General features: G+C 59.1%; 24 protein-coding genes and 1 pseudogene. 16 read left to right on the top strand and 9 right to left on the bottom strand.

Annotation, left to right across the window (positions count from 1 at the left end; genetic code table 11):
* Positions 1–277: 277 nt before the first annotated feature.
* Together AC1DTN_RS32375 and AC1DTN_RS32370 are read right to left on the bottom strand one after the other, a co-directional pair.
* Positions 278–616, bottom strand: coding sequence for a hypothetical protein (locus AC1DTN_RS32375; RefSeq protein WP_113322049.1), 339 nt, complete (start codon positions 614–616; stop codon positions 278–280).
* Between the two features lie 71 nt (positions 617–687).
* Entirely contained in the window at positions 688–879 is a 192-nt protein-coding gene (locus AC1DTN_RS32370; protein WP_113186274.1) for a CsbD family protein, read from the bottom strand.
* Positions 880–1,156: 277 nt separating this feature from the next.
* Here AC1DTN_RS32370 and dinB point away from each other — a divergent pair, with 277 nt between their 5' ends.
* The 4 genes from dinB (at position 1,157) to AC1DTN_RS32350 (ending at position 6,784) form a co-directional block, all read left to right on the top strand.
* Positions 1,157–2,245, top strand: coding sequence for a DNA polymerase IV (gene dinB / locus AC1DTN_RS32365; protein WP_113322073.1), 1,089 nt, complete (start codon positions 1,157–1,159; stop codon positions 2,243–2,245).
* Between the two features lie 1,426 nt (positions 2,246–3,671).
* Complete coding sequence (locus AC1DTN_RS32360) at positions 3,672–4,169, top strand: hypothetical protein (protein WP_477924238.1); 498 nt, start codon at positions 3,672–3,674, stop codon at positions 4,167–4,169.
* A 627-nt stretch (positions 4,170–4,796) separates the two neighbouring features.
* Positions 4,797–5,705, top strand: a complete 909-nt coding sequence (locus tag AC1DTN_RS32355) for an alpha/beta fold hydrolase (protein ID WP_477924236.1) — start codon at positions 4,797–4,799, stop codon at positions 5,703–5,705.
* 368 nt (positions 5,706–6,073) lie between these two features.
* Positions 6,074–6,784 carry a DUF899 family protein gene (locus tag AC1DTN_RS32350; RefSeq protein ID WP_477924234.1) on the top strand — a complete coding sequence of 237 codons (711 nt, stop codon included), beginning with the start codon at positions 6,074–6,076 and terminating at the stop codon, positions 6,782–6,784.
* A 24-nt stretch (positions 6,785–6,808) separates the two neighbouring features.
* Here AC1DTN_RS32350 and AC1DTN_RS32345 read toward each other — a convergent pair whose 3' ends face one another.
* The 4 genes from AC1DTN_RS32345 to AC1DTN_RS32330 form a co-directional block, all read right to left on the bottom strand.
* Positions 6,809–7,222: a YybH family protein gene (locus AC1DTN_RS32345; RefSeq protein WP_477924232.1), complete on the bottom strand. Its 414-nt coding sequence runs from the start codon at positions 7,220–7,222 to the stop codon at positions 6,809–6,811.
* 63 nt (positions 7,223–7,285) lie between these two features.
* Complete coding sequence (locus AC1DTN_RS32340) at positions 7,286–7,561, bottom strand: hypothetical protein (RefSeq protein ID WP_310390467.1); 276 nt, start codon at positions 7,559–7,561, stop codon at positions 7,286–7,288.
* A gap of 156 nt (positions 7,562–7,717) precedes the next feature.
* Positions 7,718–7,945 (bottom strand): hypothetical protein, encoded by a 228-nt coding sequence (locus tag AC1DTN_RS32335; protein WP_477924231.1) that lies wholly within the window; start codon positions 7,943–7,945, stop codon positions 7,718–7,720.
* Between the two features lie 188 nt (positions 7,946–8,133).
* Positions 8,134–8,634 carry an MgtC/SapB family protein gene (locus tag AC1DTN_RS32330; protein ID WP_113322057.1) on the bottom strand — a complete coding sequence of 167 codons (501 nt, stop codon included), beginning with the start codon at positions 8,632–8,634 and terminating at the stop codon, positions 8,134–8,136.
* Between the two features lie 599 nt (positions 8,635–9,233).
* Here AC1DTN_RS32330 and AC1DTN_RS32325 point away from each other — a divergent pair.
* From AC1DTN_RS32325 to AC1DTN_RS32295, 7 genes are all read left to right on the top strand, one after another.
* Entirely contained in the window at positions 9,234–9,464 is a 231-nt protein-coding gene (locus AC1DTN_RS32325; protein WP_113322059.1) for a hypothetical protein, read from the top strand.
* Positions 9,465–9,468: 4 nt separating this feature from the next.
* Positions 9,469–9,645, top strand: coding sequence for a hypothetical protein (locus tag AC1DTN_RS32320; RefSeq protein ID WP_477924229.1), 177 nt, complete (start codon positions 9,469–9,471; stop codon positions 9,643–9,645).
* A 9-nt stretch (positions 9,646–9,654) separates the two neighbouring features.
* Complete coding sequence (locus tag AC1DTN_RS32315) at positions 9,655–9,939, top strand: hypothetical protein (protein WP_162747977.1); 285 nt, start codon at positions 9,655–9,657, stop codon at positions 9,937–9,939.
* 313 nt (positions 9,940–10,252) lie between these two features.
* Positions 10,253–11,521, top strand: coding sequence for a cation:proton antiporter domain-containing protein (locus AC1DTN_RS32310; RefSeq protein ID WP_113322060.1), 1,269 nt, complete (start codon positions 10,253–10,255; stop codon positions 11,519–11,521).
* A gap of 16 nt (positions 11,522–11,537) precedes the next feature.
* Positions 11,538–12,413 (top strand): alpha/beta fold hydrolase, encoded by an 876-nt coding sequence (locus AC1DTN_RS32305; RefSeq protein WP_477924227.1) that lies wholly within the window; start codon positions 11,538–11,540, stop codon positions 12,411–12,413.
* A 75-nt stretch (positions 12,414–12,488) separates the two neighbouring features.
* A complete protein-coding gene (locus AC1DTN_RS32300; protein ID WP_310390470.1) occupies positions 12,489–12,623 on the top strand; it encodes a hypothetical protein in 135 nt (44 codons plus the stop codon).
* A 3-nt stretch (positions 12,624–12,626) separates the two neighbouring features.
* Complete coding sequence (locus AC1DTN_RS32295; RefSeq protein ID WP_113322062.1) at positions 12,627–12,866, top strand: DUF6894 family protein; 240 nt, start codon at positions 12,627–12,629, stop codon at positions 12,864–12,866.
* A 6-nt stretch (positions 12,867–12,872) separates the two neighbouring features.
* Here the strand turns inward: AC1DTN_RS32295 and AC1DTN_RS32290 are convergent.
* Positions 12,873–13,294 (bottom strand): annotated as a pseudogene (locus AC1DTN_RS32290) (alpha/beta fold hydrolase); the annotation flags it as partial.
* Between the two features lie 1,949 nt (positions 13,295–15,243).
* Positions 15,244–15,591: a hypothetical protein gene (locus tag AC1DTN_RS32285; protein ID WP_477924224.1), complete on the bottom strand. Its 348-nt coding sequence runs from the start codon at positions 15,589–15,591 to the stop codon at positions 15,244–15,246.
* Positions 15,592–15,782: 191 nt separating this feature from the next.
* On the opposite strand from AC1DTN_RS32285, the gene AC1DTN_RS32280 reads away from it, so the two are divergent.
* Together AC1DTN_RS32280 and AC1DTN_RS32275 are read left to right on the top strand one after the other, a co-directional pair.
* Entirely contained in the window at positions 15,783–16,352 is a 570-nt protein-coding gene (locus tag AC1DTN_RS32280; protein ID WP_113322065.1) for a type 1 glutamine amidotransferase domain-containing protein, read from the top strand.
* Between the two features lie 472 nt (positions 16,353–16,824).
* Positions 16,825–17,574, top strand: a complete 750-nt coding sequence (locus tag AC1DTN_RS32275; protein WP_477924222.1) for a hypothetical protein — start codon at positions 16,825–16,827, stop codon at positions 17,572–17,574.
* 139 nt (positions 17,575–17,713) lie between these two features.
* Here AC1DTN_RS32275 and AC1DTN_RS32270 read toward each other — a convergent pair whose 3' ends face one another.
* Entirely contained in the window at positions 17,714–17,863 is a 150-nt protein-coding gene (locus AC1DTN_RS32270; protein ID WP_477924220.1) for a hypothetical protein, read from the bottom strand.
* Positions 17,864–18,394: 531 nt separating this feature from the next.
* Here AC1DTN_RS32270 and AC1DTN_RS32265 point away from each other — a divergent pair.
* From AC1DTN_RS32265 to AC1DTN_RS32255, 3 genes are all read left to right on the top strand, one after another.
* Positions 18,395–18,622: a hypothetical protein gene (locus AC1DTN_RS32265; RefSeq protein WP_113186294.1), complete on the top strand. Its 228-nt coding sequence runs from the start codon at positions 18,395–18,397 to the stop codon at positions 18,620–18,622.
* A 263-nt stretch (positions 18,623–18,885) separates the two neighbouring features.
* Positions 18,886–19,494, top strand: a complete 609-nt coding sequence (locus AC1DTN_RS32260; protein ID WP_477924218.1) for a J domain-containing protein — start codon at positions 18,886–18,888, stop codon at positions 19,492–19,494.
* A 193-nt stretch (positions 19,495–19,687) separates the two neighbouring features.
* A partial coding sequence (locus AC1DTN_RS32255; RefSeq protein ID WP_477924216.1) for a transposase occupies positions 19,688–19,905 on the top strand: 218 nt, incomplete at its 3' end.

The following is a 19,905-nucleotide window of genomic DNA, read 5'->3' as shown; positions in this document are numbered from 1 at the left end:
GTCACGCCATAAATCCCTCGCAATCCAAGCCGCTAGAGTCCGGGGCCTTTGTCCTGGACCATAAGGTTAAAGGCCCGGAATCACGTCGTGCTGCGGTGCCGAAATTCGAGAAGATACCGCCAGCCTGAAGCGTGGGACATAACGGTCGATTTTACAATCAGGTTTCGAGAACGCGCCTCTGTCGATCAATTTCGCGGTTCTATCCCGCCCGAGACGGTCCGATCACATGACGACCCCTTGCCGCCGTCGGTTTCTGAGCTCCGGGGTCGCAGATTCACTACTGGGCGGTGAAGAACGTCAGCAGGACCTTACCCTTATCGCCGAGCAAGCACACGAACCTGTCCGGCTTTCCCGTCTTTTCCTTCCGGGCAATGTAGGCCTCTCCAAGAATGACGGTTTTCACGGCCACATCCTCGACTTTGGTATCAGACTTGCTGATGGCGAGGCTCTCCATATCCATGACAAGATCAGTGATCTCCGGCGAGCGCTCCCGAAGAGCGAGAAGGCCTGTGTTCTTGCAGGCATTGACTGCGGGATCCTCAACTGCCTGGGCAGACGCGTTTTCCGCAAGAAGGACGACAAGGACGGCGGTAACGGCGAGTGTTGAATATTTCATAAATGCATCTTTCTGAAAAAAGCCCGCGACCGGCGCGGGCTTGGTGCGGGAATGTGTGTGCTCGAATGTGGCTATGCCCTGTCGACGACCTTTTTCACGGCATCCTTGGCGTCGCCCTTGGCGACCTGGGCCTTGCCCTTGGCTTCTTGCAGGGAACCCTTTGCCTGTTCCTCGTGATTATCAACGGCTTTACCGACGGCCTGCCGCGCCTTGCCGGCGACCTCGTTCGTCGTTCCCTTAATCTTGTCTGCTGTGCTTCCCATAACAGTCTCCTTCGTTTGACAGGAGCGAAAGCCCCGAAACCGTTATTCGTTCCACGCGTGAAAGCCCCAGGCGGTATATCTTCGCACGTCCAGAAGTTTTTGCCGCCGCATCCGATAGCGCCATCAGATAGACTGCCCGCTTCCAGTCGCTTGATGATGCGTGCAGCCGTTCAATGAAATGCTTGATATGGGAACGGAGCCTGCTATGTTCCCCTTCTGTTTCGGCATGGAACTCTCGATGAGCGCCGCCGATCCCATTGCGATCGCCGACGGCGCCATGAACGATATGAGCTCGACCCCAGTCCGAAAAATCATCCATGTTGACATGGATGCCTTTTATGCCTCGGTTGAGCAGCGCGATAATCCGGAACTGCGTGGCAAGCCGGTTGCCGTTGGCTATGCGGCGGTTCGCGGCGTTGTGGCGGCGGCAAGTTACGAGGCCCGAATTTACGGCGTTCACTCGGCCATGCCGTCGGTGACGGCGAGGCGCAAGTGTCCGGAGCTGATTTTCGTGCCGCCTCGCTTCGACGTTTATAAGTCCGTATCGCAGCAGATCCGTGAGATCTTTGCCGAATATACGTCTCTCATCGAGCCGCTCTCACTCGACGAAGCCTACCTCGATGTCACCGACAATCTCAAAGGCATGGAAATTGCGACCGAGATCGCGTCGGAGATCCGCTCAAAGATCAAGCAGCTCACCGGCCTCAATGCTTCTGCCGGGATTTCCTACAACAAGTTCCTCGCCAAGATGGCAAGCGACCTCAACAAGCCGAACGGCCAGGCCGTCATCACGCCGAAGAACGGTCCGGCCTTCGTCGAGCAACTCCCCGTCAAAAAATTCCACGGTGTCGGGCCGGCAACCGCTGAAAAGATGCATCGACTGGGAATCGAGACCGGCGCCGACCTCAAGCAGCAATCGCTCGAGCTTCTCACGGGGCATTTCGGGAAATCGGGACCGTATTTCTATGGGATCGCCCGTGGCATCGACAATCGCCAGGTAAAGCCTGACCGGGTGCGAAAATCCATCGGCGCGGAAGACACGTTTTCGCAGGACATCCATTCCTACGAACCTGCGCGCGAGGGGCTTCAGTCCCTGATCGAAAAGGTCTGGGGCTACTGCGAAGCCAATGAAATCGGGGCGAAGACCGTGACACTCAAGGTCAAATATGCCGACTTCACCCAGATCACGCGCAGCAAGACGGTTCCGGCAGCGCTGCCGGGGATTGCCGATCTTGAGGAGGTAGTCAGCCTGCTTCTCGCGCCAATCTTCCCGCCGAAAAAAGGGATCCGTCTGCTCGGCGTGTCGCTGTCTTCACTGGAACGGCGAGCAGCTCTCACGCAACCGCAGCTGCGGCTGGCGCTTTAGGCGGCGAGCCAGCTTCAAATCGCGCTCGCGGCGCGCAAAACAGCATCGCCTCGCGAATACGTTGAAGATGGCGCAACCGGGTGCTTCTGACTGCGGCCAGGTACCGAGTCAATCGACGCGATAAGATCTTGCACGACAGGGGGCCTCATCGCTGAAACTTCATCTTGCTCTCTTGGATCTGCAGCGGATAGTGCCGACGAAAGGCTGGCAAAATCCGCGCGGGAGGCATCCCAAGCGGCCGAGCAGCACGACGTGAAGCTCAAAGAACTTCATGATTGGTGGTAGGCGCATTTCGGGCGCTCGACATCAAATCGTCTATTTTAGAAATATCTCACATAATGACTTTCGTGCGATCTTCTCCCATGATACGATCATACTGCTTAATGACATCTCCAGCCTAATAAGACCCGCTTGTTTCCCCAAGCGGGTCTCTTCTTGTGGCGTCGCAGCACAGCGGACGTCGAAACAAACTCCAGCTTTCAATGTTAGGCAGATGGGTTGGTACGACAAGGCAGACCCCGCCGGTCCCCAGCAGGCATCGAGCGCTCCGCCTTTTGCATCCTCAACTACCCGTTTTGGCGGATTTCTTTTTGGAGACGATTTCATCAACATGATCCAGAACCCAGGCCAGCGGCGCAATGACGGTTGGCCCATGTCACGCGTTTTTCACGCGACAGTTTTTCCGCGGCATGCTTATTTTGCCTCGCCTTATGCATGTCGGGGACCGAGCGGGTGGGGCTCGCCTTTGTATCGAGTAACAGGCGGGCCCCAGCGCTCGAGCTGCCTTGGCCCGTTCGTCTGCCGCGAACGGCGAGCTTCTCAACATCAGCGAGAAAGACAAGCCTAGGCGGCTGTCGCGATCAAGATCTTCCCTTTTGCTTGATGGCGGGGAGTGCACTGGCGGCGCGTTGACAACCTAATATTCCGGATGCAGACCGATGGCTTCGCCCCCTTGCGCCTCGCAATCCATGACACAGGTAGCAACGGGAAGTTCCCAAGCCCAAGGCTTAGGTGGGCCGGTAGGAAAAAGTTATTGAGCCAGCTGTCACTCCGTCTTCGCCTATTATCACTGTCTATCATCATGCGCTTGGTGCTGCGATTGATCCCGGGTGACAACCAGCGTGCGTTGGTTGCGCATTCCGAATTGCTCTTCGCATTGCGGCTTGATGAGGATCACAGGTGACGATTGCGACAGCTCCCTACCTAGAGCAGAGGTTTAAGCAGGTCGCCGCACAGTCAAGAGACCCTAAATCGCCTTGCATGCCGCAGCCCAAGAGCCGGTCAATGATTGCAATTGCCTTCGTGCTGCCCGTGGGTTTCGCAAACTGTCGGAACTCGTGTCTCCGCAGCTCCATATAATCTCGCGCCTGATCCACCGCGCCCCACGCTCAGCTCCGACGGGGTGGCGAAGGGTCCGATCGACGCGATGGATCTGGCCTCTGCCACTGCCTTGGAAATTCCCCGGTTTGATCTAATTAGGACTTCCGAGCGTGCGGCACTTTCCTTGCCCGCAGCACCAGCCACCAAGAATGCGCGGGTTCAGTTCCGCACCGCCTTGCGAGAAACAGGGACATTGATGACAGCTGCGATGACAAAAATACAGATCGGTGAGGCAATTCAAGCAAACGGATTGGCCTGGACCGGCGAAGGTGTCACCATCCCCCACGGATCAGACGCGAAAATGTCCTACATGAGGGGGCAACAAAATTTCTTTGGCTGGTTCTTGAACGGAAAGCTTGTGGTAGACGGCAGGCAGTTCGACACTCTGTCGCAGGCAGCAAGTGCTCTGGCCCGGAATCGAAGAGGCAGAGCTCCAAATCTTAACGGATGGGCCTACTGGCATGTCCGCTTCCCTGGATCGGAAGACTGGATCCCGATGGCCGCGCTTAAAACGGCAGCCGAACAACAGCACGGCGATGAGTAGGCTGCGTTTTCACCGGTGCAGCTTGCACGGCTCTTCCCCCTTCACTTTAAACTCACGCCAGTAACGAGGGACGACTGCGTCGCGAGCAAGCTTTTTGAGCTTCGCGACAATGGCCAAATCGCATTTTTTTGGCACATACGGTGATCTTCGGGCGGGATCTGTCAATGGGCAGTCAATTCTGCTGGTTCCGCCGGAAGGCAGCATTGAAAAGCAGGCAGACGCTTTCAATTCCCGGATGACATGGCATTATCTGCCGATGGTCGCATTTTAGCCAGCGCGGAACCCCTGGGCAGCATTCGACTGCTTTCGATGTGGTCGCTGATTGGCGCCTTCTCCACCAGAGCATCTGGGTAGTGCTTCCGATCCACCAGGTTTCGACCGCCAAGGAGCCATCTGGTATGCTGATATCTTGTCACCCGGTACGAGAAGGCGGCGAAGTGCTTGACGAGCTCAAGGTAGATCGGCGTATTCGCATGATTTTCAGCGGAGCGGATGGCGCCGCCCAATTCGTCGCCACCGCATAATGGTTTGGCGTGGACAAGATGAACGAGATCGCCGCATCGGACAAATGGTCCCTTTCAGGTGAGCTGCACGGCGCGCCCCGAGCGCCTTGCAAGGAGAAGCAACGTGTCGAAGAAGAGCCGCGCACAAAGAGTTTCCTTATCGGGTGGATCGATATTCACCACCATCGCCGGGAGCGGCCCGCCGGTTCTATTGCTGCACGGTTTCCCCGAGACCCATCTAATGTGGCGCGACGTCGCTCCGCTGCTTGCCTGCGAGTTCACTGTCGTGTGTGCCGACCTGCGCGGATACGGCGCCAGCGCTTGTCCCCCGTCCGCCCCAGATCACCTGCCCTATTCCAAGCGAGCGATGGCGGCCGAGATGGTCGAAGTTATGGAAAAGTTCGGCTTTAGTGAGTTCATGATCGCCGGTCATGATCGCGGCGCCCGTGTCGCTTACCGCATGGCCCTCGATTATTCTGCGGCGATAAGAAAGCTTGCCGTGCTCGATATCGTGCCTACCTCGACCGTCTGGGATCGGGCTGACGACCGATTTGCCTTGGCGTTCTGGCCGTGGGTTTTGCTTGCGCAAGCCGAGCCTTTGCCGGAAAGACTGATCACTAGTGCACCGGAGGCCGTCATCGATGACGCGCTCGCCGGCTGGGGATCTTCCGCTGCCGCATTCCCAGCAGAGATCAGACAGGCCTATTGTGAGGCGCTCTGCAACGCAGACCATGTTCACGCGATTTGCGAGGAATATCGGGCTGCAGCAAGCATCGATCGCGAGCATGACATGCAAGACCATATCGCCGGACACAGGATTCGCTGTCCCCTCATCGCCCTTTGGAGTGGAACTGGCGCATTGGCCACTTGGTATGCTGACGAAGGCGGACCCTTGGCATTATGGCGACAAATGGCAGACAACGTCGTCGGTTATGCTTTGCCGGGCGGCCATTTCTTTCCTGAAGAGTATCCCACACAAACGGCGGAGGCGTTGGCCCGATTTTTCCACGGCGCAGCGTCTTCATCGGGTTGATTCTCGGGAGCGTGAAGCGGCTGATCAGACGCTCTTGCGGCAGATCATTGGCTCGTCTCTCACAGACTTTCGGGATGATCACTCCCACGTTGTCGTCCATCTCGAAGGCTCCAGGATCGAGGTCGCTTTTGAGATTGGAACGGCGTGGGGAGCAAGACTTCGGCCGGTTGGAGGTTGCGTTTTTTGGCCACCGGAGCGGAGACCAAAAAAACATTCAGCCCTTGTCGAGTAGGGGTCTCCTCGCACGTCTAGTTCAAGAGGGCGCGGAGAACCGTCAAACGCGCCCGCCAGCTTCCGACAATAAGCACGGGATGAACCGAGTGGCTGGGGACTGCGAGACGGTCGGAATGAATCCAGGGAGAAATCACATGGACATGGGCGACTTGAAACCCGCGAAAGAACTGGCCGCGAAACGCGTGAGCCGATTCACAAACGAAACTCCGGATTACGCCGAAGCAAGGATGGCCTTGTTGGCGGAGGAGATCGAAGTCCGGCGACATCTTACCAGGCTCGCGGAGCAACGCCGGCGCCTGCCTGCCGGCCCAGTCGTCCAGAAGAATTATCGCTTCAAGGACGAAAACGGCAACGATATAGGCCTTGCAGACCTGTTCGGTCGCCACGATACGCTTGTGACGTACTTCTGGATGTTCGGCCCGCAGCGCGAACGGCCCTGCCCCATGTGCACGAACTTCCTTGGCGGAGCGAACGGCAACGGTGCCGACGTCAAGCAACGGGTCGCGTTCAAGATCATTGGTCGCAGCCCGGTAGAGCGGCAACGTGCGTTCGCTCTCGAACGCGGATGGCGCGACCTTGATTTCGTTCAGATCGTCGGCGACGACTACGCCCTTGACCTGGGCTTGCTCAACGACGACGGATCTGAAAATCCGGCGTTCACGGTCTACCAGAAGGATGGGAAAGACGTCCGCGTCTTTTACAATGGCGAGATGCCTGCCGAAGCGGCTGACCCCGGCCAGGATCCAAGAGGGGCGGTCGACATCGCGCCGCTCTGGAACATTCTGGACATGACGCCTGCAGGCCGCGGTACGGACTGGTACCCGAAGCTTAATTACGAGGCTTGATCCGGCCAGTCTTCAGAAGCGCGGCTATGTGTGGGATTTCGGCATGTCGGCGTGCCGATGGACGAGCTTCCATTCGCCGTCTTCGCGTCGGAAGACCTCCGTCACGCGCAGCGACATTGGCACCAACTCGTCCTTGCCCTGTAAGTGAACCTCGGCGTGCTGCGTGCCGGTCCAGAACGCGAGGTCTCCGCTTTCCGAAGACTGAAGAACGTCGAAGTGTCCGATGCTTCCATCCTTGAAGGAGGCGGCGCCCTTCTCGTTCGCCGCGTTCACCTGGGCGGCGCCGGAGATACGGTCCCCGGACGGTGGAAAGAAGGTTGCCGGGTCATACGACGTCGAGATGGCGATCAGCGTTTCCGGGCTGCCGTTGATGTAGTCGAGGGAGACACTCTCGCGACGTTTGAGGAATTCGTCGAAGCTTTCGTCCAGAGCAGGCATGTCGTCCTCCGAGGATTGCCTGGGATGGAAACGCTCGGCTCCCGAACTTGTTCGCGGCATGGCCTAATGAACCAGCGAAGCTCTTCGGTTCTCGCGCTGGTAGATCATCGTGATCCCCTGCTCCAAAAGCAGTTCCGCCGCATGCAGATCTCTCGCCGACATGTCGTCGGCCATTCCGCGAATGGTGCGGGCCACGCACACGAGATTGGCGACGTCACGCGGGTCGCCATCGTCTTCAACTTCGGAAGCGCTCGCCTCCAACGCGTCGGCGACGGTATCGAGCAGGTTCGACCGCTCGACGACGTTCATTTCGGTCAGGGTCTTCGAAATGCCATGCATGATGCTTCTCCTGCGCGGTCGTAAGATCGCGGCGGCTCGTGTTCTGTTTGATCCAGGCAACGAGGGTGAAGTGGCGACTGTAGCGTATATTAGCAAGTCATGGCTGACGCGCGCGGCACGCATGGCGGATAATTCATCGCCAAGCGACGTATGGCACTACTCCGGAGTAGTTTCACCGCTTCTTTGAAGTTTCGAGAGCCCGATCTCGAGAAGCTGGTCCATCTCCCGACGCAAGTCTCCCTTGGTGGATCGATACCGCTCGATCGTCGGTGCGGATATGGCGAGAAGGTGCCTCAAGGCGTCGATGCGTTCATCGTCGACGGCGGCGACGCCAGCAACCCAGGCGGCCTCGAAGAGTTCGGGCGTGAGAGTGTCAGCGGCCATTTGATACCTCGTCCGCAAGGGGTCGTCGGTTGTCGGCGGAGTTCATGTTTCGCCATGAGATCCTCCGCCGTGCCCAGAGACTTTTAAACGCGCGAAATTTCAGATTGTTGCGCGCCGTTCCACTGGCGTCTGACCTTCCGTGAGTTTCTCGATGGACGAAAGCTTCACCGAACTCGTGGCCGAGCGATTCATCGAGGTGGATTGTCCGTTGCCTCATTCGGCCTGGCTCCAGACGTCTCGCGCTCGTCCTTCCCTTCTGCCTTGAAGGGAATCATGAGGCGGAGCGTCGCGAACGTCGCGATCGAAAGGACGACCGCGGTCTCGTAAGCTCCAAGGCCTACCGCCGCGCCGATCGCGCCCGTAGCCCACAGGCTTGCAGCCGTCGCCGTGCCGCGAATGCTCGCCTTTCCGACAAGGATCGCACCGCCTCCGATGAAGCCGACGCCGTTGATTATGCCTTCCACGATCCGGGCGGTCGCTTCGGCGCTCTCGTGGGTAACCGTCTCGGCGGCTTGAATGAAGCCGCATGCGGCGATCGCGACGAGAGGAAATGTCCTGAGGCCGGCGCTTCGTTCATTGCGTTCTCGGTCCCAGGCGATCGGAAGCGCCAGGACGTAGGCGACGACAAGGACGGCCAGGTTTCGGAGCAGATCCATATGCACACCGACATTTCCAAGCCAGTCCGTCATCCCAATCCCCCTGGTCACAGTCCCAATAGATGGGCGACCAGACGTCCTCGGCAAGATCGGTAAGCCGGGAGGAACTATTGGACCGCGTGGACATTCCGGTAAAGAGCGCGGACCGTATCAACCGGAAGCGACGGGGATGGCGAACGCAGCGGTTTTTCCGGTTTCCTGCTGCGGCCAACGAAACGGCAGTCGAGCACTCAACCCGTCCCGGCCTCGCGCACGTCAGGCTGAAGAAGGTGAAAACGACCATGATCAGCCGAGGTCCGGCGCCGCCCAAGACCGAAAAATGGCGTCGCCGGAGCAACGAACCGCGGAGCGCCGACCAGTTGCAAATCATCTCCTATCCTTGCGTGATGTCGTACGGCTTTGGATAGTAAGCCTCGTGGCGGGATGGCCGCAGATTAGCGCCGACGACGGCCATCACGAGCACGGCGACCGAAGTTGTGAGCAGAACGATTTTGATCAGACATCCTCCATTCCATCGATAGAACCAATGCGAAGCTCCCGGTTCCGACACCTGCGTCGCCGTGCCAGTTCCCCCATCCCAAAGAGGAACTTGGTGTTGCTACCGGAGTTCTTTCTCTTGAAGGAGAACCGCAATGACGACTAATTCGATCCCCAGTTCCGACAAGCTTCCTCCCAAGCCCTTGAACAAAGACACGCAGGACGACGAACTCCCCGAAACCAACGTAGACGACCGCCGCGCGCCGCCCGTCAACATGGGCAACAGCCGGACAGCCGGAGAGAACTTGACAGAGGCCGATCCGAAGACCGGACGCGCCGATGCCAAGGATCGCATTCCCGCTCCGCAGACGGCCAACCGGGAGTGAGACGATGACCGACCGCAACAGGTACGTGAACACGGACGAGCTCCAGGCGGACGACGAAATTTCGCCGAAGCCGGCAAGCGATGGCGACAAGCGCGATCGCCCGAGACAGAGCGGAAATGCTCGGATAAGCGATGTCGAGGACGACGCCCGCCTCCCGCCGCGACCGGCGACGTCCGAGTAGGAGGATTGTATGACGAAATTCACCGAAGGCCTCAACGCGCCTGAAGGACGCTTCGATCGCCCAGAGTGGTCTCGGCCTCCCAGAGGAGCGCAAGGACGACGCTCACGATTTGGCAAAGCAGCTCGCCCGGCAGAAGCTCGGTACCGCCTGATGCCGGGCACGTTCTCTTCCATCAACATATTCGCCTTCGATCTCGACGAGCGAGGCCGGCCGGTGCAAGCCTGGGAGACGGTCGTCGACGAGGCCGAGGCGAAAGCGTCTCGATCGCTGGCGGCGACTGCACTATCCTCGTAACGGTCGCTCTGTCCGACGTCATCGAGACGACAAATATCAGGAACTGGCAGGTTTCTAAGTCCGGGCCCGCGACCTGCCGATCGGAACCATCGCTCCGTATCACCCCGAGTGCAAGGTGCTCGATGCGATCGATCACCACGACGAGCTATCCAAGACCCGGCCTCGAAGGCCATCCCCGTCCGGATCGTATCGGGGCGCGATGACGCTTTCGGCTCTCCGAAAATCGAAGCCGTAGCAGAGTGAATTGGGCAGTATCCCATGGTGATGATTGAGGAGCGTGGGCGAAAGCCCTCGTAAGAAAAGGAAGCTTGGGTTGAACACTTATGTCGTCACCCTACTGATTTTTGGCGCCGTCGTCCTTCTGACGGTCTGGCTTCCCATGGCCTTGCGCAGACTGCCGCTGTCTCTTCCCATCTGCTGCGTCGCGATCGGCGTGCTGCTTGCTTGGTCGCCATTTACCCCTCTCCCCGCGATGAACCCGCTCGAGAACATCGCATGGGCTGAGCACCTCACAGAATTCGTGCTCATTGTGGCCCTCATGGGTGCAGGCCTCAAGATTGACCGGCCGCTGGGCCTGCTTCGGTGGGAGGCGACCTGGCGGCTTCTCGGCATCGCAATGCCGCTTTCGATTGCCGCGATCGCAATTCTGGGCTGGACCGTTCTTGGCCTTGGCGTGGCATCTTCGCTTCTGCTGGGCGCCGCCCTCGCCCCCACCGATCCCGTTCTCGCCTCCGATATACAGGTAGGGCCGCCCCAGACTGGCGAGGAGGATTCCATCCGCTTCTCGCTGACATCTGAGGCTGGCCTTAACGACGGCCTCAGCTTTCCCTTCGTGTTGGCCGCGATCGCCATTGCGGGTCAGGGAGCCAGCGGCGGGTTCGGATGGCTCCCGCACTGGTTCGCCTTCGACGTCATCTGGAAGCTCGCCGCCGGCGTCGCGATGGGATGGCTGGTCGGCAGGCTTCTCGGCTATCTGACCTTCCGGATGCCGGAGCGAGGCCGTATTGCCAGAACGGGCGACGGACTCGCGGCATTGGGCTTCACCTGCATCGCCTATGGCGCGACGGAACTCGTACACGGTTACGGGTTCGTTGCCGTCTTTGTCTCCGCTCTTACGCTTCGCAGCGTCGAGCGCAAAAGCGAATTCCATGGCGAGCTGCATGACTTCGGGGAGCAGATCGAGCGCTTGCTGATGATGGTGCTGCTGGTTTGCTTCGGATCGATCCTGGCGGAAGGCTCGCTTCTGTCCAACGCCGATTGGCGCATTGCGGCGGTCGCTGTTCTCGTGCTCGCCGTCGTCAGGCCGCTTGCCGCCTGGGCGAGCCTGGTCGGCTGCCGCCTGCCGCGGGCGGAGAAGGTGATCGTTTCGATCTTCGGCATAAGGGGCCTTGGTTCGATCTACTATCTCGCCTACGCGTCAGGCAAGGCGAAGTTCGACAACGTGGAGACAGTCTGGGCGACAGTGTTCCTCATCATTCTCTTGTCGGTCGTCATGCACGGCGCGACGGTGACCCCGGTCATGCGCTGGATCGATCGCCGTCGAGGCCTAGATCCGTTGAAGTCGACCGTGACCTCCAGCTAGTACAAGGAGCGAGGCAATGCCGCATGTCCAAACCGAGGACCTCGATATCAGTTTCATGGAGACAGGAGCGCGGCACGGAAAACCGGTTCTTCTTCTCCATGGATGGCCCGACGACGCCACGACCTGGACTGCGGTCACCGAGCGTATGAACGATCGCCATCTTAGGTTCGTCGTCCCGTATCTGCGCGGGTTTGGGCCGACAACCTTTCGCAACGACAACGCCTTAAGGACGGCGAATGGTGGCGTTCTCGCCATGGATGCGATCGCCTTGATGGACGGGCTCGGCATCGACCGGTTCTCGGTCGTCGGTCACGACTGGGGATCTCACATCGCCGAATGCCTGGCGATCGGCTGGCCCGACCGCGTCGAGCGGATTGTCCAGCTTTCGTCAATGCCTCGCATGGGCGGCCTTCGAACGCCGTCATTCCGGCAGTCGCAACTCTACTGGTACCAGTGGTTTATGGCGACGAAACGCGGCGCAGAGGCGATCGCCAAGGACCGAAAAGGATTTGCCCGCATCCAGTGGGAGAACTGGGCGCCCGACGGCTGGTTCGACGAGGCCACCTTCGAGGCGGTCGCGAAATCCTTCGAGAACCCAGATTGGTTGGCCGTCAGCCTGCACAGCTACCGCGTCCGCTGGGAAGAGGCCGAACCCGATCCGCGCAGCGTCTGGCTCGAGCACAAGGTAAAGGAGACGAAGACCTTGTCGCTGCCGGCGATCTTCATCCAGGGCAAGGAGGACGGAGTCACTCCTGCGGCGATGTCGGAAAACGTCCACGAGAAATTCACCGGTCCGTTCGAGCGCATCCTCCTCCAGAACGTCGGGCATTTCCCGCAGCGGGAGGATTCGGAAGCGGTGTCACGGGAGCTGGCGGTCTTTCTCAAGGGCTAGCCCCGCGCTCCTTATCGCTGCTCACGGAACTTTTCCTTCACGCGCTCATTCATCTGATGCACCTGGAGAGATCATATGTTCGCCCTTCTGACCGTCCTGACAGTCCTCATCGCATCCATGTTCGTAGGATTGGTCGCAACGACTTTGAGGGAGGTGCGACACGAGACCGTCGAACTGAAGGCGGCGACGTTCCGCAGGACCGGTCGCTAGGCGATGCTGAAAAGTCCCGCGCTTTCGGGCTCGCAGCGCTTCCATTTCAACGTCCGCAGGGGCGAGGAGCTTCTTCTGGATCGGGACGGAATAGTGCTGCCCGACGTCGGCGACGCGATCGCCGAGGCCCTCCTCTGCGCCCAGATGCAACGGACACCTTCGCACGTCAGTGGACCCGGCCGGAAACTCTTCGAGATCATGGACGACAGCGGCAAGCTTCTGGCGATCGTACCGATCGACTGAACAGCGCTACAGGAACGCCGAGATCCCCGCTGCGAGCGCCTCCGGGTTGTCCTCGGCAACATGATGGCCGCTATCAATGCCGAATCCGCTCCCGTCCGTCGCCCAGTTGCGCCATATAGGCACCGGATCGCCGTAGATCTTCTTGAGATCATCTTGCGTCGACCAAAGGCACAGCATCGGGCATGTCACCCTCCTGCCAACTTCACGGTCGGCGCTGTCCTGCTCGTGATCAATGCGAATACTAGCGCGGTCGTCCTCGATCATGCAATGAATTGGATCTGGACTATGGATCACGCCCAGCGGGTCGTCATATGCGGCTGTGCCCATACGATCGGGCGATAGCGTCGAATGCGACGCCTTCGGATTGGCGAGGATCGCCCGCTCCGGTTTCTCCGGCTGCGCGAAAAAAACCAATGATACCAATCCCTATTCGAGGCTCTGGCTCTTGTCGAAATACGGGACAACGGGCGAGCTTTTCGCAACTCTTCGAGACAACAGCAAAGTTTGGGTTCCCCATGAACGACTGGGACGTCTCGCCGCGTCATTCTTTCCCTTGTTCCTCAATTCGTCCGAGGAGGAGGACTATAAGAAATTGCTTGCGGACACGTTGAATGCCGGGCTGCGTGAGACCTTGCGCGCCCGGTCGCCACTGCGACGACGGCGTGTCCTAGCCTTCGCGCTGGTGGTCGATGCGCTCCGCCTTCGGAACGTAAGGTTCGAAAAGAAAAAGGGCCCCCGACCCATCGGGGAGCGCCCGAACCATCCCGGCGACGTTTGCGGCGCAGGCCGGAGAGTGGTTGATGCAAATGTCGACCGAGTCGGGGCGGCGAGACAGGCGCGGCATGAACGGAAGTGGAACACCGGTTCAAATGATCAATCTTTCTACACAGGATATCCACAGCCCGCCCACAACCTAACCGTCCGCACTATCTCGGCTTTTACCCGATCGCACGAACGTTCTTGTGCGGCCATACTGCAACTCGTCCTCCGAGTTTCATTCACTCGATATCGCGATGTCCCGATGCGGCGTATCGTGTCGAACTCCTTGAGCGCTAGGCGGCGGAACGCTCGGAGCCGGGAAGCGGCCGGCGGACCTCGAAGGTCGCTTCCCGAAGACGGCCTGGAGAAGCTGCGTCACTCAGGAGCTGTGGGCGAACCGCGTCCCCGGTTCGCCCGGCAACGGACTTTCGTCGCTCGCGGGATTTGGCGTCTCGTGCCTTCGACGGATGAATCCGTCTCGGTTTCGCTTTAGCTAGGAGAATTTCCCTTCATCTGCACCTCAAGTCTCGCCTGACGAAGCCTCTCGGTTTTCAGTGCGCGCAGCCGTCGTTCCTCCTCGAGCATCTGCATGGCAACTCGCGTCGTCTGCTCCCGAGCCTCTATCCGCGCCCGCTGCGAACTTGACTGTCGTTCTTTCGGTATCCGATCGTCCATCTCAATTACCCCACGCGTTTCGAAATCCCTCGACCTTGTGCACCTCGATGCGAACCGAACCCCGCGAGCATGGCAGTGACGTGTCGTGGACACTTCCCGGGGTCGAGATCGCGCCGGACGGGTGGGGCGCTCGACTGCCACTTCGTTGGCCACAGGAAGAAATCGGAAAAATCCCCGTGTTCGCCATCTCCGTCACGTCCGATTGACACGGCCACGATCTCGGGGTGGCAATGAGCGACGAGAGAAGTGGTTCCCTTCGCCAGAGGCTTGGTCTGTTAGCGGACGCTCACGCCAGTCTGCAAAACACCTTGCGAACGGCTGTTTCGGATAGGGATAGAGCAGCGGGACAATTGAGTGGCGACTCGATTCGCGGAGTATCGCATCGTGGCCGGAAAAACATTCCAACGGGATCGCCTTCCCCGATCAGAAACAAATGGTCTTGGGGAGACCGTCGAGGAGATGATCGCCATGATGATGTCGAGCCGTTGGCCCAAGGTGGCTAACGATACGACATTTCAATACGCTCTTGTCACGTGCGTTCGCGCGCGCTCCACGCAAGTCGGACATCACTAAAGCCAGAAACGCCTTTGAAAGCCTCGATTTCGTCAGGCCTGCCTCGATCGCCGCCTGTCGCGTAATCTCGAACAAGTGACGACCGACACCGGTCCTGGCCGCATTCGGGGAGACATGCGTGCCGCATGATGCCCCAGCCGATCGGGGTGCCGCAGGCATTCCCGTCGCTCGCACGGATCACCGACTGAAAGCCAGGTAGATTTCCTGTCGGCATCTTCTGCCAGTGAACAGCGCACACCTGATGGATGGCCCATATAATGGTGCTGGACGAACTCGACGTCCGCCCTAGCGGATCTCTTTCCGGCCGCAATGAGCTTTTGAAGCATCTGGCTCATCCGCGCGGCGTCTTCAGGGGATGCAGTCCGTATTCTCATTTCACTCCCGAACTCGTCGCATCCGGTTTGCCATCCGAAAACGTCAGACTTATTTCCGTTCCGCTGTCGACCACGATCCAAAGGGTTCGGACCATATCCGCTGCGGCGAGCAGGCCTTCCCGGATCTCATGGTGTGACGCTTTGCCGGCAGACAATGCCAGTGAGGTCAACCCTATGACCGCATCGTGCCCGGTGCCGACGACCGGTATCCCGGTGATACCCCTCAGATCGCGGATGGTGGCGATTGCCCGGAAGAGCAGGCCTTCGATTTCGCGACTGGTCAGAAGCTCCACCGCATTTGCCGCGCGCACAAGTTCAGAAACGAATGAAGGAACACTGCTCATGAGCATAAGGAAACTCATTCCGCTAACGAAAGCAATGTTCCAAATCCGCCGGGCGACGCTGTCGCGGGAGGCCAGCGCGGCCGTTTCCAGCTTCTCTTGCTTGTTGCTTGCCGCAGCGTCGGAACTTCAACTTCGCCAGGAGGTTTTGAAAATGTAATTTCTCCTGGCAACTAACGTAAAAGGAAGACCCGATGACCCTTGAAGGCAAGAAGATCGCCATCCTGATCGCACCGCGCGGAACCGAGGACCCGGAATTCAAGCAGCCCAAGGAGGCTGTGGAGGCTGCGGGTGCAACCGTTACCGTCATCGGCATCGAGGCTGGCGAAGCGAAGACAAACAATAGCGATCTCGATCCAGGCAGCACCTATATTGTCGACAAAGCTGTAAAGGACGTGTCCGCAACTGACTTCGACGGCCTCGTCATTCCCGGCGGAACCGTTGGAGCCGACAAGCTCAGAGCGAATCCGGAAATCGTGTCCTTCGTGGCCTCGTTCTTCGAGCAGGCAAAGCCCGTGGGAGTGATCTGCCATGGTCCATGGCTGTTGGTCGAGGCCGACGTCCTGAAGGGTCGGAAGGTCACCTCGTATGCCTCGATCCGCAGAGACATCGAGAATGCAGGCGGCATATGGGCGGATCGGGAAGTTGTTACCGATAAGGGGCTGGTCACCAGCCGCAAGCCAGGCGATCTCCCGGCCTTCTGCGCGAAGGTTATCGAGGAGTTCGCGGAAGGCCGGCATTCAGACCAGGCTCGCAGCGCCTGACAGCCGTTCAGTATATATTGTCAGCGGACGTCGGCTCACAAGAAGGGGTCCGAACAGATCGGACCCGAAGTCGTGATGGAAGCAGACATGCTCCGCAGCTAACAGGGTATGCCTCGTATGAACAGCTTCCCGACCGTCTCAGGAAAGTCCGGTACGTCTTCGCATCGCGAAGGGCAGCGACGCTGACCATGATACGAAGATGCTTCCCGCCATTGCCGCCGTTGGGTGTGGGCCCGAGGCGTTTAGACGCTACAAGTCGATGCCTGAGAGGCTCCGGGTTAGGCTCCCTTACTGCGAGAAAGGTTGCCGGTTTCCGTCTTCACGAAATAGTCGATCTCCGATTGCGGAAATCCCCGCCAGCTACTGGGATCCAGAGTTCGGTCCCGCCACGGCCCCAAGGACTTTATTCGTGGCTGCGGAACATTGATCCTTCATGGCCGTTCGCTGAGCAGACCAACGGATGGAGGAAACAATGGCAGGCATTTACAACGAAAGCGCTCCCGCCTTTTCGAGCGGCGCTGTGAAAAGCAATCTCACGGCCTTTTTCGATTCTCGCGCCGACGCGGAGTCGGCTGTCGAGCGCCTGAAGGAAGCTGGCGTCACTGATGCCCGGCTTATGCCGGGATACGAAGCCGATGGTGATAAAGCCAATGTCGGCAGCGCTGATCGAAGCGGTTTCTTCGGTGCGCTTGCGGACTGGTTTTTGCCGGACGAAGATCGCGATGTCTACGCCGAGGGGCTGCGCCGCGGCGGCTTCCTGGTGTCGGCATCCGTCGACGACGCAACCTACGACACAGCCCACGACATTCTGGATGATCACGGTGCGATCGACATGGACGAGCGCGCGGATCTCTGGAAGGCGGATGGCTGGACCGCCCGACAGGCGAACGTATCTTTCCCGGATTCGGGAAACCAGCAGCGCTCCATCGGCGACGCTGAACGCGAGCAGCAGGCTGACGCCTCCCGGGACGACGCCTTCGCCGTGGACCCGGCAGCAAATCCGGGCGTTGGATCCTACCGCCGGAGCAGCCGCGCGACATCGCCGCGGATCCGGTCCTACGATCTCGCAAGCGAATTACCCGAGGACCTTCGGGACGACGTCCTTCCAACCGAACACCAGCGCGACGTCTCCGACAGCGACATCGGGGCCGATCGCGAGATGAGGCAATCCCAGGAAATGGATGGCCTGAAGCAGGATCAAAGCTTCCCGCGCGGCCGTTGAGTGCTTGGAGGCACCGCATAAGCGTTGGTGAAGTCACGCGTGCTCACAAAATGGGCGCGCGTTCGAAAACAACCGCGTTGATCACGTCAAGGAAGAACTAGGCGACGTTTCGAAGAGCGGCCAGCGGCGTCTTCGGATTTCAAGGAGGAAGTGACATGGACAGGTCCGTAGATGCCGACTGCAGGAAGACCGCGTCCGACCAAGGCCACGTTTCGGCCGCTTCTATCAATTCGTGGGTAAGGGCGAGATTATGGTTGATCGCGCCCGCAATCGCGGTGCCGATGGTCATGGCAGCGGGGTCCGCAGATGTATTCTAGCGTGCCAGCACGAGCTGGCCGCTCCGACGGAACAAGCCGCTATGCCGTTGGACAGGAACCCGAAGGGACATGGCGAATATTGGACACGATGACCGGGTTGCCCGCTGCCACGAATGGAAGAGATTTAGTAGGCCTCCAAGAAATCGACGCCCTTGAGATAGCGGCGGAGTTGAACCGATGCGAAGAGAGCGGGTGTCCCAGTCCCTTGCTTTAGCCGATCACCGGCGGGCACATGCGGGCGGCGCCATGGACTGACTGCAATGGTCGACATTACCAACTCGCCCAGGAGCATGGTACCAGTCGTCAAGAGCGAGGCTTTGCAGAAAATCGCACACGAACACGGAAATGAAAAACTTGCGATCATGGCAGCCCAACTTACGCAGTTTCGGTAAAGCACCAAGGCGCCGTTCTGGTGCCCGCTAGATCGACCCACCAGCAGATCTAGGGCGGAACGATCAAGTTCGAATTTGGTTTAACCCACATTCTAGACGCGGAGGCCATCCATGTGGGCAATTCTGATCGGTGCCGCTCTCATAATCGGCGGACTTCTTATTCTCTTTTCGTCGGCACTTGGTCGAAGACCCAGTGATCCGCATCGAACGCCGCAAGGCGGCAACACGCTAGAGCCACGGCGCCAGGGTCTCAGGTACCTCGGAATATCCAAAAACTGGCCAGGCCTAGCCATTATCGCGCTCGGCGCAGCTCTATTGGCTGTGGGGGCGTATTCATGACGCTGGACAGGGATTGACCGTTTAAATACCTCCAAAACAGCTTCAAATAATACCTCATCCAGCGCATTCACGATGTGCTTTGCGAATTCCGCTCGCGTCGAGCAAGTCACCTAAAAAGCCCGCCGAAGCGGGCAAGGTTGGAGTGTATCCGCGGTGTACGCCTGAGCGCAGGCTGTTGAGGGAAGTGCGCTGATATAGCGGGTCCGGTATCTTGGGTGGTGAGCCGTCTTGTCGTGTCCGGCAGCAGGGTCGTATAAGGCGCCATGACGTCTGATTCAAAGATATTTGTCGGCCTGAGACCGACGCGAAAGAAACCGGCCGACCATCGCGAAACAAGTGGCCCAAAATGTCAATGGGACGGATGCGACAAACAAGGCACGCATCGCGCGCCCGTGGGAGCGGATGCTGAGGGGCTGTACCTGCTGTTTTGCCGTAGCCACGCGAAAGAGTATAGCGAAGGCTACAATTACGTGACGAAACTGTCGAACCCTGTCACGGCCCGCTATCAGCGCGAAGCGGCAAGTGGCAGCCGCCCTACCCGGGGCGTTAGAGTCAATCACGCTTCTGAAACGCCCCTCCCCTCCTCCATTCGCTCCGGGACCGCGAAGACGATCAATGCCCGAAAAAACGCGTCGCATGGCAGAGCGGCAAAAGCGGCCATTCAATCCCGCAAGCTTAAGGTGCTGGAAGCAAAAGCATTCGAAACGCTCGGTCTCTCACCGGACGCTACGCCGGATGAAATTAGAAGCCGTTACAAGCAGAAGCTCAAGATGCACCATCCCGACGCAAACAATGGAGACCGCGCGTCAGAGGAGGCGCTTCGTGCGACGATTGACGCTCATAAAATCCTGAAACTCAATGGCTTCTGTTAGGTGCGATATACACGCTTGGTGGCCGATGTGGAGACCATCCTAGCGGGTTGGCCCCTCGGGGCCGCAAGCTACTATCGACAGCGCCCGATTGGGCCAGTAGCCGTCAATCTTCGTAAGCGCGAATTTCGGTGCGCCTTTTGAGACGCAGCGCTCTGAGGCATGAGTGTCCACCAAAATAGGTGGACACCAAATCATGGATGAAGATGCTCCTAAACTGCAGGTGCGGCTTGTTGGTCGCGACGGCCGCCGTCGATATGACCCTGCCTCCCGAGATCAGCTTGTCGCAGCGTGTTTAGAGCCCGGCGTTTCGGTTTCGCGTCTAGCTCTGGAGCACGGCGTCAACGCCAATCTCGTTCGCAAGTGGGTGAAGAGAGCCAGAGAAGATCGTGCTTTGCCTGCGGTATCTACGTT

The organism is Rhizobium sp. 01T444, from assembly GCF_056398305.1.
Note: the sequence above shows the minus strand (reverse complement) of the source record. Positions and strands in the feature narration are given on the sequence as shown.

What these genes read in the sequence shown, in the direction of transcription:
- AC1DTN_RS32360 (WP_477924238.1), top strand. Translation starts at nt 3,672, where the DNA reads ATGGATCTGGCCTCTGCCACTGCCTTGGAAATTCCCCGGTTTGATCTA.
- AC1DTN_RS32375 (WP_113322049.1), bottom strand. Translation starts at nt 616, where the DNA reads ATGAAATATTCAACACTCGCCGTTACCGCCGTCCTTGTCGTCCTTCTT.
- AC1DTN_RS32285 (WP_477924224.1), bottom strand. Translation starts at nt 15,591, where the DNA reads ATGAGCAGTGTTCCTTCATTCGTTTCTGAACTTGTGCGCGCGGCAAAT.
- AC1DTN_RS32340 (WP_310390467.1), bottom strand. Translation starts at nt 7,561, where the DNA reads ATGCATGGCATTTCGAAGACCCTGACCGAAATGAACGTCGTCGAGCGG.
- AC1DTN_RS32265 (WP_113186294.1), top strand. Translation starts at nt 18,395, where the DNA reads ATGTGGGCAATTCTGATCGGTGCCGCTCTCATAATCGGCGGACTTCTT.
- AC1DTN_RS32280 (WP_113322065.1), top strand. Translation starts at nt 15,783, where the DNA reads ATGACCCTTGAAGGCAAGAAGATCGCCATCCTGATCGCACCGCGCGGA.
- AC1DTN_RS32320 (WP_477924229.1), top strand. Translation starts at nt 9,469, where the DNA reads ATGACCGACCGCAACAGGTACGTGAACACGGACGAGCTCCAGGCGGAC.
- AC1DTN_RS32325 (WP_113322059.1), top strand. Translation starts at nt 9,234, where the DNA reads ATGACGACTAATTCGATCCCCAGTTCCGACAAGCTTCCTCCCAAGCCC.
- AC1DTN_RS32275 (WP_477924222.1), top strand. Translation starts at nt 16,825, where the DNA reads ATGGCAGGCATTTACAACGAAAGCGCTCCCGCCTTTTCGAGCGGCGCT.
- dinB (WP_113322073.1), top strand. Translation starts at nt 1,157, where the DNA reads ATGAACGATATGAGCTCGACCCCAGTCCGAAAAATCATCCATGTTGAC.
- AC1DTN_RS32300 (WP_310390470.1), top strand. Translation starts at nt 12,489, where the DNA reads ATGTTCGCCCTTCTGACCGTCCTGACAGTCCTCATCGCATCCATGTTC.
- AC1DTN_RS32260 (WP_477924218.1), top strand. Translation starts at nt 18,886, where the DNA reads ATGACGTCTGATTCAAAGATATTTGTCGGCCTGAGACCGACGCGAAAG.
- AC1DTN_RS32350 (WP_477924234.1), top strand. Translation starts at nt 6,074, where the DNA reads ATGGACATGGGCGACTTGAAACCCGCGAAAGAACTGGCCGCGAAACGC.
- AC1DTN_RS32305 (WP_477924227.1), top strand. Translation starts at nt 11,538, where the DNA reads ATGCCGCATGTCCAAACCGAGGACCTCGATATCAGTTTCATGGAGACA.
- AC1DTN_RS32330 (WP_113322057.1), bottom strand. Translation starts at nt 8,634, where the DNA reads ATGACGGACTGGCTTGGAAATGTCGGTGTGCATATGGATCTGCTCCGA.
- AC1DTN_RS32345 (WP_477924232.1), bottom strand. Translation starts at nt 7,222, where the DNA reads ATGCCTGCTCTGGACGAAAGCTTCGACGAATTCCTCAAACGTCGCGAG.
- AC1DTN_RS32270 (WP_477924220.1), bottom strand. Translation starts at nt 17,863, where the DNA reads ATGACCATCGGCACCGCGATTGCGGGCGCGATCAACCATAATCTCGCC.
- AC1DTN_RS32335 (WP_477924231.1), bottom strand. Translation starts at nt 7,945, where the DNA reads ATGGCCGCTGACACTCTCACGCCCGAACTCTTCGAGGCCGCCTGGGTT.
- AC1DTN_RS32295 (WP_113322062.1), top strand. Translation starts at nt 12,627, where the DNA reads ATGCTGAAAAGTCCCGCGCTTTCGGGCTCGCAGCGCTTCCATTTCAAC.
- AC1DTN_RS32370 (WP_113186274.1), bottom strand. Translation starts at nt 879, where the DNA reads ATGGGAAGCACAGCAGACAAGATTAAGGGAACGACGAACGAGGTCGCC.
- AC1DTN_RS32315 (WP_162747977.1), top strand. Translation starts at nt 9,655, where the DNA reads ATGACGAAATTCACCGAAGGCCTCAACGCGCCTGAAGGACGCTTCGAT.